Below are 14624 nucleotides of genomic sequence, written 5' to 3'. Positions count from 1 at the left end.
TTGTACTGCTAGACGATCCCCTGGACACCCATGCCCGACCGGACCAATCCCTTTCTGATCCTGCAATCCATCGGCAAGACCTTCGCATCCGGCGTCACCGCGCTGGACCGGGTCAACCTGACCGTCAACGAAGGCGACTTCATGAGCCTGCTCGGACCGTCAGGCTGCGGCAAGTCGACGGCCTTGCGGATTATCGCCGGGTTGTCATCGCCGACTTCTGGCGTCGTCGACTGGCGCGGGCCGCCACTTCAGCAGAATGACATTGGTTTTGTCTTCCAGGAACCGACGCTCCTGCCCTGGGCAAGCGTCTATGACAATGTCTGGCTGCCCCTGCGCTTGCGCGGCGTCTCGCGCAAGGATGCCGAACCGCAGATTGCCGAAGTGCTCGAACGCGTCCACCTGACAGGCTTTGAGAATGCAGTTCCGCGCGAACTCTCCGGCGGCATGAAGATGCGCGTCTCCATCGCCCGCGGACTGGTTACACGCCCGCGCATCCTGCTGATGGACGAGCCTTTCGCGGCCCTCGACGAGATCACCCGCTTCAAGCTCAACAATGATCTGCTCGAACTCTGGCAGGAACGCCGGTTCACCGTGCTGTTTGTCACTCATTCGGTGTTCGAGAGCGTGTTTTTGTCAAACCGCATCACAGTGATGGCGGCACACCCCGGTCGTGTATTCGAAGAGCTGACGATCGATGCGCCCTATCCCCGGGATGCCGCTTTCAGAACCTCACCGCACTATGCCGAATTGTGCCGCAACACATCGGACACCCTGTCAAGGGCGATGGGCATGGAGGCCGCAGATGCCGTCCATTGAGACTGTCCCGCCCGTCATCGACGCAGAGGAAGCCCGCCGCGAGCGCAGCCGCAAGCTCGAACGCACCGGCCGCTGGCTGCTGCCGCTGCTGATCATGGCCGCAGCGCTTTACTTCTGGGATCGCGTCTGCGTCTGGAACGAGATCCCGCAATATATCCTGCCGCGCCCCGGTGTTGTGCTCAACACCCTGATCGAGGACGCAGGCCTTCTGTTTGCGTCGCTTCTGGTCACCCTCAGGATCACCATGCTGTCGTTGGCGCTGGCCGTTGTCGGCGGCGTCGGGCTGTCAGTTCTCTTTACTCAATCCCGCTGGATCGAGATGAGCCTGTTCCCGTTTGCGATCGTGTTGCAGGTCACGCCGATCGTGGCGATCTTCCCGCTGATCAACATCTATGTCGATGACCAGACCACGAAACTTCTGCTCTGCGCCTGGATCGTCGCCTTCTTTCCGATCCTGTCCAACACCACGCTGGGGCTCAATTCCGTCGACCGCAACCTGATCGACTATTTCAAGCTCAACGGCGCCAGCCGCTGGCAGACGCTCTGGCACCTGAGACTGCCGGCAGCGATGCCGTATTTCCTCGGTGGGCTCAAGATCGCCGGCGGCCTGGCGCTGATCGGCGCCGTGGTCGCGGAGTTCGTCGCCGGCACCGCCGGCCAGTCATCCGGGCTGGCCTCGCGGATCATCGAAGCGGGCTACCGGCTCAATGCCCCGCGACTGTTCGCGGCCCTGATCCTCATTTCCCTGACCGGCATCATCATCTTCCTCGCCCTGTCATGGATCTCTCACCTCGTGCTGCACCGCTGGCACGAGAGTGCGCTGAAACAGGAGCAATGAGTGACAACGCGCAGTCTCTCCATACCAGTCTCTGGCGCCTATACTCTGGGCAATATCCGGCTGCACCGGTCGCATCTGGCAAGTTTCGAGGGCTTTGCCTTCGACGTCGAAGGATTTGCGCCGGCAACCGTTGCTGTCACTCACGGAGAGATCAGAGCCATCCATCCCGCCGGTGGCGCGCCCGTTGCTGCTGAAACAGTCGACTGCCGTGGCGGCATCGCATTCCCGGCCTTCGTCGATTGCCACACCCATATCGACAAGGGCCACATCTGGGCCCGCAAGCCCAACCCCGACGGCAGTTTCCCCGGCGCCCTCAACGCTGTCGGAGAGGATCGTGCGGCCCGTTGGACAGCCGAAGATGTCGAGCGGCGGATGGAATTCTCGCTGGCCTGCGCCTATGCCCACGGCACGCGGGCGCTGCGCACCCATATCGATTCCGTGCCGCCGCAGGAGGACATCTCCTGGCCGGTTTTCAAGACCATGCGCGAGCGCTGGAAAGGCCGGATCGAGTTGCAGGGCGCCTGTCTCTTCGGCATCGACCAGGCCCAGGACGAAAGCTGGTTCAATCAGCTCGCCGATACCGTCGCCCGCCACCGGGGCATTCTCGGCGCGGTCACCTACATGGTTCCCGATCTGGATGCACTGCTCGATCGCCTGTTCAAAAAAGCCATCGATCTCGGGCTCGATCTCGATTTTCACGCAGACGAGACCGACGATGTCAACGCGGTCTCGCTTGACCGGATCGCCGATGCCGCGCTGCGCCATGGTTTCGAGGGCAAGATCCTGGTCGGCCATTGCTGCTCGCTTGCAAGGCAGCCCGATGACCGGGTCAAGGCAACACTCGACAAGGTTGCCCGCGCACGCCTTTCCGTCGTCTCCCTGCCGATGTGCAACATGTATTTGCAGGACCGCCGCCCGGATGCGACCACGCCGCGCTGGCGGGGTGTCACCCTGCTGCACGAAATGGCCGCGCGCGGCATAAATGTCGCGGTCGCTTCCGACAACACCCGCGACCCGTTCTATGCCTATGGCGATCTCGACGTGCTGGAAGTCTACCGCGAATCCACCCGCATCGTGCATTTCGACCATCCCGTCGGCGACTGGCCCGCGACCGTGACCGCAAATCCGGCGCGTGCCATGGGGCTCGATGACGCCGGAGTGCTGGCGCCCGGCGGCAAGGCCGACCTTGTGCTGTTCCGCGGCCGCAGCCTGACCGAGTTTCTGTCGCGTCCCGAAAGCGACAGGACCGTGATCCGCAACGGCAAGGCGATTGACGCAAAACTGCCCGACTATTCCGAACTTGACGATTTGATGGAGCCCTGAGCCATGGACCTGACCGCACTGATCGCCGATCTGGACGGCATCCGCATCGAGCAGAATGACAAGATCATTCAGCAGAAGAGCCGGGATTTTTATTGGTATTCCCCTGTGCTCAAGCGCCAGCTCGATCATGTGACCGCAGACCTCGTCGCGTCTCCGCAGAACGAGGAAGAACTGGTCCGCGTGCTCAGGGCCTGCTACCGCCATGATGTCCCCGTCACCCCGCGCGGCACCGGCACCGGCAATTACGGCCAGGCCATGCCCCTGTCCGGCGGCCTCGTCCTCAGCCTCGCCGACATGAACGAGATCAAGGAGATTTCTCCAGGCCGCGTGATCTGCGGGCCCGGCGTGATCTGCTCCGATCTCGACAAGGCGGCGCGCGAAGCCTCCAGGCAGGAACTGCGCATGCACCCGTCGACGGCCCACACCGCCACCATCGGCGGCTTCATCGCTGGCGGTTCCGGCGGTGTCGGTTCGATCTCCTGGGGCGGCCTGCGCGACTTCGGCAACATCATCCGCTTGCGGGTGGTCACCATGGAAGAGGAACCGCAGGTGCTCGAACTCACCGGCGAGGATCTGCACAAGGTCACGCATGCGTACGGCACCAATGGCATCATCACCGAGATAGAGATGCCGCTGGCGCCGGCCTATGACTGGGTCGATGCCATCGTCGGCTTTGACAGTTTCGAGGCCGCGGCCGCTTATGCGAATGGGCTGGCGCGTCAGGACGGGATTCTCACCAAGCTGATCACCGTTGTCGCCGCCCCCTGCCCGTTCGATTACTTCAAGCGCCACCAGAAATTCCTCCGCGAGGGCCAGAGCGTGGTTCTGGTCATGGTGGCGCCGCAGAGCGATGACGCTTTCAAGGCCTTCACGGCGCGGAATTCGGGCGAGATCGTATTTGACGCTACCACGGCTGGTGACCTCAAGGGGCTTCCGCCGGTGTTTGAACTGGCCTGGAACCACACCACCCTGCGCGCGCTCCGGGTCGACCCGGCCTGGACCTACCTGCAGGTCCTCTATCCGTTCCCGAACCAGCTCGAACTGGCCTCTAAGATGGATCGCATGTTCCCCGGCGAGCTGATCTCGCATCTCGAATTCGTCCGCTTTGACGGCGACATTACCTGTTTCGGCCTGCCGCTGGTGAAATTCACCACCGAGGAGCGGCTTGAGGAAATCATGGACCTGCACAACGAAAACGGATGTCCGATCTTCAATCCGCACCGCTACACGCTTGAGGAAGGCGGCATGAAGCAGACCGATGAAATCCAGCTCGCGTTCAAGCGCGAGGCCGATCCCAAGGGCCTGCTCAACCCGGGCAAGATGATCGCCTGGGACGATCCGGACTATGACTTCGGTTCTGGAAAGACATGGTTGTTCAAGGGCTTGAAGCAGGCAAGCTAGGTCAATCACATGCGCGTTCTCGTGGTCCATGCCCATCCGGTCGGCTCAAGCTTCAATGCGAGCCTGTTCCGTATGACGGTCGGGAGGCTGCAAGCGAACGGCCACGAGGTCGATGCGATCGATCTCTATCAGGACGGTTTCAACCCGGTGATGAGCGAAGCCGAACGACTGAACTACCATGACATTGAGATCAACCGGCAGCCGGTCGAGGACTATGTGGAAAGACTGCTGAAGGCAGAGGCTCTGGTGCTGGTCTACCCGGTCTGGAATTACGGCTATCCGGCCATTCTCAAGGGCTGGATCGACCGGGTGTTTCTTCCCGGCGTGAGTTTCGGCCTGGTCAACGGCAAGGTGCGGCCGACCTTGCACAACATCACCCGGATCGTTGTCGTCACCTCCTATGGCGGCTCGCGCTTCAGAACATGGCTGATGGGCGATCCGCCGCGCAAGATCGCCAACCGCATGCTGCGCGCGACCGTGAAGCCCGGCGCGCCGGTCAACTACCTCGCCCATTATGAAATGAACCTCTCCACCGACAAGACGCGGCACGCGTTCATGTCGAAGGTGGAACGCGCCCTGGACAGGATCTGATGCGAATTCTCCTGGTTTACTGCCACCCGGTGCCCGAAAGTTTCTGCGCCAGTATCCGCGACACGGCAGTTCGCACACTTGAGCAAAACGGCCATGAGGTTGATCTGCTCGATCTTTATGCCGAAGGCTTCGATCCGGTGATGCCGGCCGATGAACGTCGCCATTACAATGAAATGAAACTGGCCGATCACCCGTTTCCAACACATGCGGAACGGCTCCGGGCTGCAGAGGGCCTGCTGTTTGTCTATCCGACCTGGTGGTACGGGCTGCCGGCCATGCTCAAGGGCTGGCTCGACCGGGTCTGGACGCCTGACCTGACATTCCGCATCCCCGACGGCCCCGGCCCGATCGAACCGCTGATGACCCACATCAATCTGCTGGGTGTGATCACCACTTGCGGCGCGCCGCGCTGGTGGTCCTATGTCGTGGCCCACCCAGGCAAGCGCACCATCCTGCGCGGCATGCGCGCGCTCTGCGGCAAGCGCTGCCGCCGGCTGTTCATGGCGCATTACCTGATGGACAAGTCCACGCCGGAAAGCCGCGCCAGATATCTCGCCAGCGTGGAAAAGCGCCTGGCCAGGATCTGACTCAACTTTTGAAATTGTTCCGATCGGGATGCGCCCTGGCGAAAGCCGGCAGTGCGTCGCAGGCCTGCCGGATCATCTGGATGCGGCTCAGTCCGGAGATGTCTGCGCCCCAGCGTTCGGCATTGTAGATCTGCGGGATAAGGCAGATATCCGCCAAACCCGGCGCATCGCCGTGGCAGAAGGTTCCGGTATCCGGATGATCGAGCATCTTTTCGAAGGCTTCGAGCCCGGCGCCGATCCATTTCTGCATCCAGGCTGACCGGACCGCGTCGCCGCCGCCGGTAAGTTCGAGCAGATGCGCCACCACCGACATGTTGCAGACTGGATGGATATCCATGGCAATGCTGTCCGCCAGCGCCCGCACCCGCGCCCGCCCCGCCGCATCGTCAGGCAGCAGCGACACGCCGCGTGTCTCTATCACATACTCGATGATCGCCAGCGACTGCGTCAGCATCAGCCCGTCGATCTCGAGCGCCGGAACCAGCCCTTGCGGATTGCGCTTCAGGTGTTCCGGGCTCTTGTGTGCCTTGCTCAGCAGGTCCACCACCACGGGCGTGTACTCGACGCCGGCGAGGTTGAGCGCAATGCGCACGCGGTAGCTCGCTGACGAGCGCCAGTAGTCATAAAGAACGGGCGTTGCCATTGATGATGTCCTCAGGCTTTTGACAGCTCCTTGGCGTGCAGCCAGTCTGCATGCTTGGGCGCCCTTTTGGTCTTCGACCATTCTTCAAGCATGTCCCACTTGACCGAGTCCAACCGCTTGATCATGGCATCTTCGTCCGGGTCCGGGCAGGCCAGTTCGACGCGATGGCCGTTCGGATCGAAGAAATAGATTGAATGGAAGATCGAGTGATCGGTCACCCCGAGAACATCGATGCCGTTGGCCTCGAGCCTTTCCTTGAAGGCAACCAGCGTATCGCGGTCCTTCACCTTGAAGGCGATATGTTGAACCCAGATCGGGGTGTTCTCGTCACGCCCCATCTCTGGCTTGGTCGGCAACTCGAAAAAGGCCAGCACGTTGCCCTGCCCCGCGTCGAGGAACACGTGCATGTAGGGATCGGGCTCGTGGGTCGACGGAACCTTGTCCTCGGCAATGGCGAGCACGAAATCCATGTTGAGATTGTCGACATACCAGTTGACGGTTTCCTTGGCGTCCTTGCAGCGATAGGCCACGTGATGGATCTGTTCGATTTTCATGGCAATGCTCCTCCGTTCAATCTTTCAGCGCGGCGGCACGCAGGGCCTGCGACAGCACCTCGCGGTCGCCGATATGGTTGGCCATAAGCAGGATCAGCCGCGCATTGAGCGCGTCGCTTTGCTCTTTGGTGAGGCCCTCGTGCACCGAGAGCAGATCGGCATAGAATTCGTCAGGCCCGTTTATGTTGGCCTTTGTGTTGAGCGCGGTCATCGATTACCTCCCGATCGCCTTGAGAAGTGCCGCCTTGACGGCCGCTTCGTCGTAATGGTCCCATCGCGCCGCCACATGCTGGTCCGGACGGACCAGATAGACCGCGGAATTCGCGTCTCCGAGATAGCGTTGCTTGAGATAACCATCCGCATCGCCGGGAGTCGTCAGCGCCAGCCGCTTCACCTCGATCCCATCAACATCGAGTGCTTCAGGAGCATTTTCATCGATTGTCATCAGCTGAAAGCCGAAGCCCGTCCGGTCGAGCAGCCAGCCGCCCGGAACCGGCGCGTCGACCATCGGCGAGCCTGGACGGGTGCGCGCCGGCATCAACGCGCAATCATCGCCATTGAGCGGCGAACCGTCATAGGTGCATGGCACCGACAACCGTCCCGAATTGACCATCGGGCGTGTCGCCTCGTAGCGCTCCGACAGGTCCAGAACCGCATCGCGGAAAATGCGGCTGATCTCCGATTTCGGCGTGATGAAATCGGTCGACCGCGACGAGTTGAGAATGTTCTCGTCCGCTCCGTGAACCCGCTCGGCATCATAAGAGTCAAGAAGCGTAACTGGTGCCTTACCGTCGATGACCAGTTTGAGCTTCCAAGCCAGGTTGTCGGTGTCCTGCAGGCCGGAATTTGCACCGCGGGCGCCGAATGGCGATACCTGATGCGCGGCGTCGCCGGCGAAGATCACCCGGCCCTGATGGAACTTGTCCATACGCCGGCACTGGAACGTGTAGATCGAGCTCCATTCGAGCTCGTAGCTGATGTCGTCGCCAAGCATCGCCTTCAGCCGCCGGTCGATGTTCTCGGGCTTGAGCTCCTCGGCACGGTCGATATCCCAGCCGAGCTGGAAATCGATGCGCCAGACATTGTCGGGCTGCTTGTGCAGGAGCGCCGACTGGCCGCGATTGAAGGGCGGGTCGAACCAGAACCAGCGCTCGGTCGGAAACTTGGCCTCCATCACCACATCGGCAATGAGAAAATTGTCCTCGAAGACGCGGCCGACGAAGTCCAACCCCATCATGGTCCGGATCGGCGAAGCCGCTCCGTCGCAGGCAATAGCAAAGTCCGCCTGCACCCTGTAGGGGCCGTCTGGCGTGCTGATCGTCAGTTCGGCGCGTTCGTCATCCTGGGTCACCTCGACAACCTTGTTGCCGCCGCGCAGCTCGATCGGCTTGCCTTCGGCCTGCAACTGGCGCACCCGGTCAACCAGATACTGCTCCATGTAGTACTGCTGCAGGTTGATGAAGGCCGGACGCTTGTGCCCCTCTTCGGGCAGCAGGTTGAAGCCGAACACCTGGCGTTCGTCGAAGTAGACCTTGCCGAGGTTCCAGACCACGCCCTTGTCGACCATCGGATCGCCGCAACCGAGCCGGTCGAGAATCTCGAGCGGCCGCTTGGCAAAGCAGATCGCCCGCGATCCCCAAGAGACCTTGTCATTCTCGTCGATCACGACAACCGGTACGTCCTGCATCGCAAGATCGATTGCCAGCGCCAGCCCCACAGGTCCGGCGCCGACAACCACCACCTTGTGGCGCACCGGCGTTGCCTGATCCTGGTCAGCACAGCGCTGATACGGATAGAGCGGAACCTCGAATATCTTGCTCATGATCTCCCTTCCTGCCGATCACCGGGCCGATCCTGATCTGATCGGGCCGGAAATCGCACGCCTCAAACCAAAAATATTAGTTACAGATGTAACTATCAACCCGCGAATTGTCTTTTGGATGGACGGTCCATGCAAACCTCGAACCCGGAAGACCTGTGCTGAGGTTGCATGTCCCAATGCCCGATGGAACTCATCGCGTTGCGGTGGATGCAACGGGCGGACTGAGCCGCCCGCGCGCTTCAGCCCTGCAACTGCGCCCACATGTCCGCATCGCGTTCCGCGGTCCAGATTCGTGGCGTATCGATGCCGCGGGCTTCGTCATAGGCGCGGGCGACATTGAACGGAAGGCAGTGCTCGTAGATCGCGAAATCCTTGAACTTCGGATCGCATTCGGCCCGCACAGCGTCCCACGCTTCTTTCAGCGTGCCGCCGCGCGCCACCACCTTGGCCACCGGGCGATAGGTGGAATCGACGAAGTCGCGGGTGCTGTCGATCGCCGCATTGACCATCTCGCGGCCGACCAGCGCATCACCACGTCCGGGACCGATCGCCTGCGGATCAAACATCCGGATCATGTCGAGCGTATCGCCCCAGTCGTCGAAATGGCCGTCGCCGCAATAGCACGCCGAGTGGTACTCGACGATGTCGCCGGTGAACATGACTTCCTCATCGGGCACCCAGGCGACGATGTCGCCGGCGGTGTGGGCGCGGCCGAGATGCATCAGGTCAACCTTGCGCTTGCCGAGATAGACCGTCATGCGCTCGGAAAAGGTGGTCGTTGGATAGGTCAACCCGGGAATGCTCTCATGGCCCTGGAACAGCCGCGGGAAACGCTCGAACTCCGACGCCCAGTCCTCGGCGCCGCGCTCCTCCACCATCGCCCGCGCCACGTCGCCCATGATCACGGTCGGCGCATTGTAGGCAGACGCCCCGAGCACGCGCACGGCGTGATAATGGGTCATCACCAGATGGCTGATCGGCTTGTCGGTGACCGAGCGAATCCTCTCGATCACCTTGTTGGCAAGCCGCGGCGTCGCCTGCGCCTCGACCACCATGACGCTGTCATCGCCGATGATGACGCCGGAATTGGGGTCACCCTCGGCCGTGAAAGCCCAGATGTCCCGGCCGATCTCCGTAAAGGAGATGTTCTTTTCCGTCATGTCACCGGCGGATGCGAATTTCTTGCTCATTGATCTGTCCTAAACTTTTTCAACTGTTTGCTCGATGGCGCCGAATATCGAATGGCCATCGGCGTCCTTCATCTCGATGCGCACGGTATCGCCGAAGCGCATGAACGGTGTTGACGGCTTGCCCGATGCGATCGTCTCGATCATGCGGATTTCGGCAATGCACGAGTAACCCGCACCGCCTTCGCTCACCGGCTTGCCGGGGTCACCGTCCGGCCCCTTGTTCGACACGGTGCCGGAACCGATGATCGTTCCGGCGCACAGCGGACGGGTCTTTGCTGCATGTGCGATCAATTGCGGAAAATCGAAGGTCATGTCGACCCCGGCATTGGCGCGGCCAAAGGCTTCACCATTGAGATCGACATCGAGCGGCAGGCTGAGCTTGCCGCCATCCCAGGCATCGCCCAACTCGTCAGGCGTGACCGTGACCGGCGAGAATGCAGACGACGGCTTGGCCTGGAAGAAGCCGAAGCCCTTTGCAAGCTCCGCCGGGATCAGCCCGCGCAGGCTCACATCATTGACCAGCATCACCAATTCGATCGCCTCGCGGCAGGTGTCGATATCAGCCCCCATCGGCACATCACCCACGATGACTGCGACTTCGCCTTCACAATCGATCCCCCAGGCTTCATCCGCCATCCGGATCGGGCCACGCGGAGCCAGGAAACTGTCGGAGCCGCCCTGGTACATCAGCGGTTCTTCCCAGAAACTCGCCGGCATCTCCGCGCCGCGCGCCTTGCGCACCAGCTCGACGTGATTGACATAGGCCGAACCGTCGGCCCACTGATAGGCCCGCGGCAGCGGCGACAGCGCATCGCGCTCGTGAAACCGTTCGGTCGGCTCCGCGCCGCTTTCCAGCATCTGGGCCACATCCCGAAGCCGCGGCGCCACATGCTTCCAGTCATCAAGTGCCGCCTGCAGCGTCCGCGCGATGTGCGGCACCCCCGACGCACGGGTGAGATCACGCGAGACGACGACGAGACGCCCGTCCCGGCTGCCGTCACGAAGAGTGGCTAGTTTCATGCGATGTTCCTCTGTGGTTTGTCAGATGGACCTCAGGTTCCGGTCCATCTCTCCCTTTGTCTCTTCCCGGAACGGGATAACTTGGCCCCCGCGCTCAGGCCGGCCGGGCAGTCTCGGCATGCCCGGAGTACCGCTCGGCTTCCGCGTCGCGGCAATCTAGATGATGGCCTACTTGGCGCCCGACCACCCGCCGGCTTCCGGCGTGCCGTCGAATTTCCGCTCGATCCCCTCCCAGCAGTTCACATAGCCGTTCTGAAGCGTTTCCAGCTCTGCCGCGTAACGGGTGACCATCTGCGGGAAGCGGGTTTCAAACATGAACGCCATCGTATCGGACAGCTTGACTGGTTTCAGGTCCACCGTCGAGGCCTTTTCAAAGGCATCATGATCAGGCCCGTGCGGCATCATCATGTTGTGCAGGCTCATGCCACCGGGCACGAAGCCTTCTTCCTTGGCGTCGTACTGGCCTTCGATAAGGCCCATGAATTCGCTCATGATGTTGCGGTGATACCAGGGCGGACGGAACGAATGCTCGGCCACCATCCAGCGCGGCGGGAAGATCACGAAATCGATGTTCGCCGTTCCCGCCTCGCCCGAAGGCGCTGTCAGCACCGTGAAGATCGACGGATCGGGATGGTCGAAGCCGATCGCGCCAACCGGCGAATAGGTCCTCAGATCGTACTTGTAGGGTGCGTAATTGCCGTGCCAGGCCACCACGTCGAGCGGCGAATGGCCAATGGCCGTGACATGAAAGACGCCGCACCATTTGATGTGCACCAGGCAAGTCGTTTCCTTGTCCTCATAGGCCGCGACCGGGGTCTTGAAATCGCGCGGATTGGCCAGGCAGTTGGCGCCGATCGGCCCGCGTTCGGGCAGCGTGAACTTGGCACCATAATTCTCGCAGACATAACCGCGCGCCCGTTCGACGCCTTCGCCGCGCATCACCTTGAACATCATGCCGCGCGGCAGCACCACGATCTCCAGCGGCGCCACCTCGATGATGCCCATTTCCGTGAAGACTGTGAGCGCGCCTTCCTGCGGTACGATCATCATCTCGCCATCGGCATTGAAGAAGTAGTCGTCTTCCATATCGGCGGTAAGCGCATAGATATGCGTCGCCATGCCGGCCTGCCCGACCACGTCGCCGGCGGTGGTGATGGTGTGCAGCGAATCAAGAAAATGCACGTCCCCGTCCGGATAGGGTGTCGGGTCCCAGCGGCGTTGGCCCAACGACAGGATGCCCGAATCCTGAGCCGGCGCCGAACGCCAGTACGGCCGGTCGATCACCCTGAAATCCGTTGTGTGACGAACGCTCGGGCGGATACGGTAGAGCCAGGAGCGCTCGTTGGTGCCGCGCGGCGCGGTGAACGGAGAGCCGGAAAGCTGCTCGGCATAGAGCCCGTAGGCGCAGCGCTGCGGCGAATTCTGGCCCTGCGGCAGAGCACCCGGCAGGCTTTCCGTTTCAAAGTCGTTTCCAAAACCCGGCATATAGGCAAGCGACATTGCAGCACTCCGATAACTGGTCAAATCAGGCCCGCATAAAATCAGTTGTAAATGTAACTATCAACCTTGTCGCGCACGATATGGATGCGCCGTCGGAAGCATGGTGAAAATTGAGGAAACCCATTAGCATCGGATCAGACCTAATGGATCAACCACAGAAACCAGAGCTGCCACAGCCGCTATCCGGGAGGCTCATGTGTCCCTAGAATCAGAGTTGCGCACCTGGGACCGAAAGTCCGTAAAAGCCATCATTCAGATCCACGAGAACAATGCCGCGGACGAAGACTTGATGGACAGGCTTGTTACCCTGGCGGGCACCCAGGATCTCGAAACCGGCGCCACATGGCTTTTGAAGCACAGGCTGGAAAATGCGCTCGACAGGCTCGATCCTGACCTGACCCTCAAACTGGTGGCTTTGCTGCCCGGACTGTCAGACTGGGAGGCCAAGCTGCATTGCCTGCAGATTTTTCCCCATATCGCCTTCTCCGGGCCGAGCAAGGAGACGGCGTGGCGTTTCGTGCTGGCCTGCAGCCAGGAGCCAAACAAGTTTGTAAGGGCGTGGGCCTATTCCGGCCTGCATCAGCTTGCTCTTGACCATCCGACGTATCGCGAGCAGGCACGCGCCGTTCTGGAAGCTGCCGAACGAAGCGAAACGGCCCCTTCCGTGAAAGTGCGGTTGCGCCGGGTTCTCGAGCAGGGCTTGCCGGAAGGCCCAGCCTGAAGCCGCAAGGCCGGTGTTTGCCTGCGCTCTCCCGGTCGGTTTGGTGTCACAATTGGCAGTTCATCCGCGTTGAGGATCGGAATCCGAAAACATGGCGAAAAAGGCCCGTTTCGCTTGTCTCCAGGGCAACAAATCCCTGTCTTTCATAGAGCGCACGAGCGCGTGGATTGCTGTCGATCACATCGAGACGAATACGCGCCAGCCCAAAATCGATGGCTTTCAACCGGACGGCGTCGAGGAGCATGGTGCCCACACCCTGCCCTCGCGCAGACGCGGAAACGAAGATTCCGTCCATCAGCAGCGTGCCGGCTTCAACCGGCCGTTCCAGCACCGAAAGCAACAAACCGCGCCAGAATCCACCAACCGGCCCGTAAACCTTTGTCATCTCCCGCAAGCCGCCGCCGACAAACCCGCCTTCGGTCGTCTTGAAGCCGACAATCCCGAGAAGTTCCCCGCGTCCCGACACGGCGCTGATTGCATGCGACGGGTCGATTGCGCTAACCAGGAAAGCAAGCGCCTTGGTTTCGGGTTTCATCACCGGCATCAGCTTGCCCTTGAAGGCTTCCCAGAACAGGGCGGCTGCGACGTCGCGATGATCCGTTCTCAGACCTTGCTCAATCGAGATCGGTGCGGAATCGGTCATTGGACGTGGCCTCGTAGAAAAGATCCGGCGCTGCCGGTAGCGTCAGCGAAGACGCAGCTGTGATGAAAAGCCACCAGCGCGCAAGGCGCGCCGATGCCCTCTTCTATTTCAGTTCCTCGATAATCGCCGAGAAATCGCGTCCCTTGCCCTCACCCGCCACGAACTGATCATAGAGTTCTGTTGCCCGCGCGCCCATCGGCGTCATCGCTGAAACGCTCTCGGCTGCCTGTTGCGACAGCTTCAGATCCTTGAGCATCAATTCAGCGGCAAACCCAGGCTTGTAGCCATTGTCGGCCGGGCTTTGCGGACCGACGCCGGGCACCGGGCAATAGGTGTTGACCGACCAGCAGGAGCCCGACGAGGTCGAGACGACGTCGAACAGGCTCTGCGCCGACAGACCCAGCTTCTCGGCCAGCGCGAAGGCCTCACAAGCGCCGATCATCGAGATGCCGAGCAGCATGTTGTTGCAAATCTTGGCCGATTGCCCTGCCCCGGCCGCGCCGCAATGCACCGCCTTCTTGCCCATGATCTCGAAGAGTGGTGCGGCGCGCGAGAACGCCTCGTCGCTGCCGCCGGCCATGAAGGTCAGCGTCCCGGCAGCCGCTCCGCCAACGCCGCCCGATACCGGCGCATCGACGGAAAGCAGCCCATTTGCGGCCGCCATCTCATGCGCTGCGCGGGCGCTGTCCACGTCAACGGTCGAGCAATCGATGAACACCGAGCCCTTCGCGCCCGCAGGCACAATCTCCGCATAGACCGTGCGTAAAATCTCGCCATTCGGCAGCATGGTGATCACCGCATCCTGGCCGGATGCCGCGTCCGCCGCGGAGCCTGCGTTGGCCGCCCCTTCAACGGTCACGCCCGCGACATCAAAACCGGTCACCTGATGCCCGGCCTTGATCAGGTTCGCCGCCATCGGCGCGCCCATGTTGCCCAGTCCGATAAATCCGATTTTCATGACGTCCTCCCAAACAC

16 protein-coding genes are annotated in these 14624 nt (G+C 61.5%); 7 read left to right on the top strand and 9 right to left on the bottom strand.

Features of this window, described 5'->3' with window-relative positions; genetic code table 11:
* The first annotated feature begins 30 nt into the window (after positions 1-30).
* From GTW23_RS08610 to GTW23_RS08585, 6 genes are read left to right on the top strand one after another with little or no spacing between them, the layout of a single operon-like run.
* Positions 31-816, top strand: coding sequence for an ABC transporter ATP-binding protein (locus GTW23_RS08610; RefSeq protein WP_252915401.1), 786 nt, complete (start codon positions 31-33; stop codon positions 814-816).
* Positions 803-1654, top strand: a complete 852-nt coding sequence (locus tag GTW23_RS08605) for an ABC transporter permease (protein WP_152008735.1) — start codon at positions 803-805, stop codon at positions 1652-1654. The genes GTW23_RS08610 and GTW23_RS08605 overlap by 14 nt, the downstream gene beginning before the upstream one ends.
* A complete protein-coding gene (locus GTW23_RS08600; RefSeq protein ID WP_252915400.1) occupies positions 1655-2977 on the top strand; it encodes a cytosine deaminase in 1323 nt (440 codons plus the stop codon).
* A gap of 3 nt (positions 2978-2980) precedes the next feature.
* Complete coding sequence (locus tag GTW23_RS08595; RefSeq protein WP_252915399.1) at positions 2981-4378, top strand: FAD-binding oxidoreductase; 1398 nt, start codon at positions 2981-2983, stop codon at positions 4376-4378.
* Positions 4379-4387: 9 nt separating this feature from the next.
* A complete protein-coding gene (locus tag GTW23_RS08590) occupies positions 4388-4969 on the top strand; it encodes an NAD(P)H-dependent oxidoreductase (protein ID WP_252915398.1) in 582 nt (193 codons plus the stop codon).
* On the top strand, positions 4969-5556 hold the full coding sequence (locus tag GTW23_RS08585; protein ID WP_152008732.1) for an NAD(P)H-dependent oxidoreductase: 588 nt from the start codon (positions 4969-4971) through the stop codon (positions 5554-5556). The genes GTW23_RS08590 and GTW23_RS08585 overlap by 1 nt, the downstream gene beginning before the upstream one ends.
* A 1-nt stretch (position 5557) precedes the next feature.
* On the opposite strand, the gene maiA is transcribed toward GTW23_RS08585, so the two are convergent.
* The 7 genes from maiA to hmgA all read right to left on the bottom strand — a co-directional run bounded on the left by maiA (position 5558) and on the right by hmgA (position 12285).
* Positions 5558-6199, bottom strand: coding sequence for a maleylacetoacetate isomerase (gene maiA, locus GTW23_RS08580; protein ID WP_152008731.1), 642 nt, complete (start codon positions 6197-6199; stop codon positions 5558-5560).
* Between the two features lie 11 nt (positions 6200-6210).
* On the bottom strand, positions 6211-6753 hold the full coding sequence (locus GTW23_RS08575; RefSeq protein WP_252915397.1) for a VOC family protein: 543 nt from the start codon (positions 6751-6753) through the stop codon (positions 6211-6213).
* 16 nt (positions 6754-6769) lie between these two features.
* Positions 6770-6964: a DUF2783 domain-containing protein gene (locus tag GTW23_RS08570; protein ID WP_152008729.1), complete on the bottom strand. Its 195-nt coding sequence runs from the start codon at positions 6962-6964 to the stop codon at positions 6770-6772.
* A 3-nt stretch (positions 6965-6967) separates the two neighbouring features.
* Positions 6968-8575 carry an FAD-dependent oxidoreductase gene (locus GTW23_RS08565; protein ID WP_252915396.1) on the bottom strand — a complete coding sequence of 536 codons (1608 nt, stop codon included), beginning with the start codon at positions 8573-8575 and terminating at the stop codon, positions 6968-6970.
* 239 nt (positions 8576-8814) lie between these two features.
* A complete protein-coding gene (locus GTW23_RS08560) occupies positions 8815-9765 on the bottom strand; it encodes an MBL fold metallo-hydrolase (protein WP_252915395.1) in 951 nt (316 codons plus the stop codon).
* A gap of 9 nt (positions 9766-9774) precedes the next feature.
* Complete coding sequence (locus GTW23_RS08555; protein WP_152008726.1) at positions 9775-10785, bottom strand: fumarylacetoacetate hydrolase family protein; 1011 nt, start codon at positions 10783-10785, stop codon at positions 9775-9777.
* A 168-nt stretch (positions 10786-10953) separates the two neighbouring features.
* A complete protein-coding gene (hmgA, locus tag GTW23_RS08550) occupies positions 10954-12285 on the bottom strand; it encodes a homogentisate 1,2-dioxygenase (protein WP_252915394.1) in 1332 nt (443 codons plus the stop codon).
* 196 nt (positions 12286-12481) lie between these two features.
* On the opposite strand from hmgA, the gene GTW23_RS08545 reads away from it, so the two are divergent.
* A complete protein-coding gene (locus tag GTW23_RS08545; RefSeq protein ID WP_252915393.1) occupies positions 12482-13006 on the top strand; it encodes a hypothetical protein in 525 nt (174 codons plus the stop codon).
* A 46-nt stretch (positions 13007-13052) separates the two neighbouring features.
* Here GTW23_RS08545 and GTW23_RS08540 read toward each other — a convergent pair whose 3' ends face one another.
* Together GTW23_RS08540 and mmsB are read right to left on the bottom strand one after the other, a co-directional pair.
* Positions 13053-13649 (bottom strand): GNAT family N-acetyltransferase, encoded by a 597-nt coding sequence (locus tag GTW23_RS08540; RefSeq protein WP_252915392.1) that lies wholly within the window; start codon positions 13647-13649, stop codon positions 13053-13055.
* Between the two features lie 103 nt (positions 13650-13752).
* Positions 13753-14607, bottom strand: coding sequence for a 3-hydroxyisobutyrate dehydrogenase (gene mmsB, locus GTW23_RS08535; protein ID WP_252915391.1), 855 nt, complete (start codon positions 14605-14607; stop codon positions 13753-13755).
* Between the last annotated feature and the right edge of the window lie 17 nt (positions 14608-14624).

This window comes from Parahoeflea alexandrii, assembly GCF_024105735.1.
Lineage (GTDB): Bacteria > Pseudomonadota > Alphaproteobacteria > Rhizobiales > Rhizobiaceae > Hoeflea > Hoeflea alexandrii.
The sequence above is the reverse complement of the archived record's forward strand: the minus strand, read 5'-3'. Positions and strand labels throughout refer to the sequence as shown.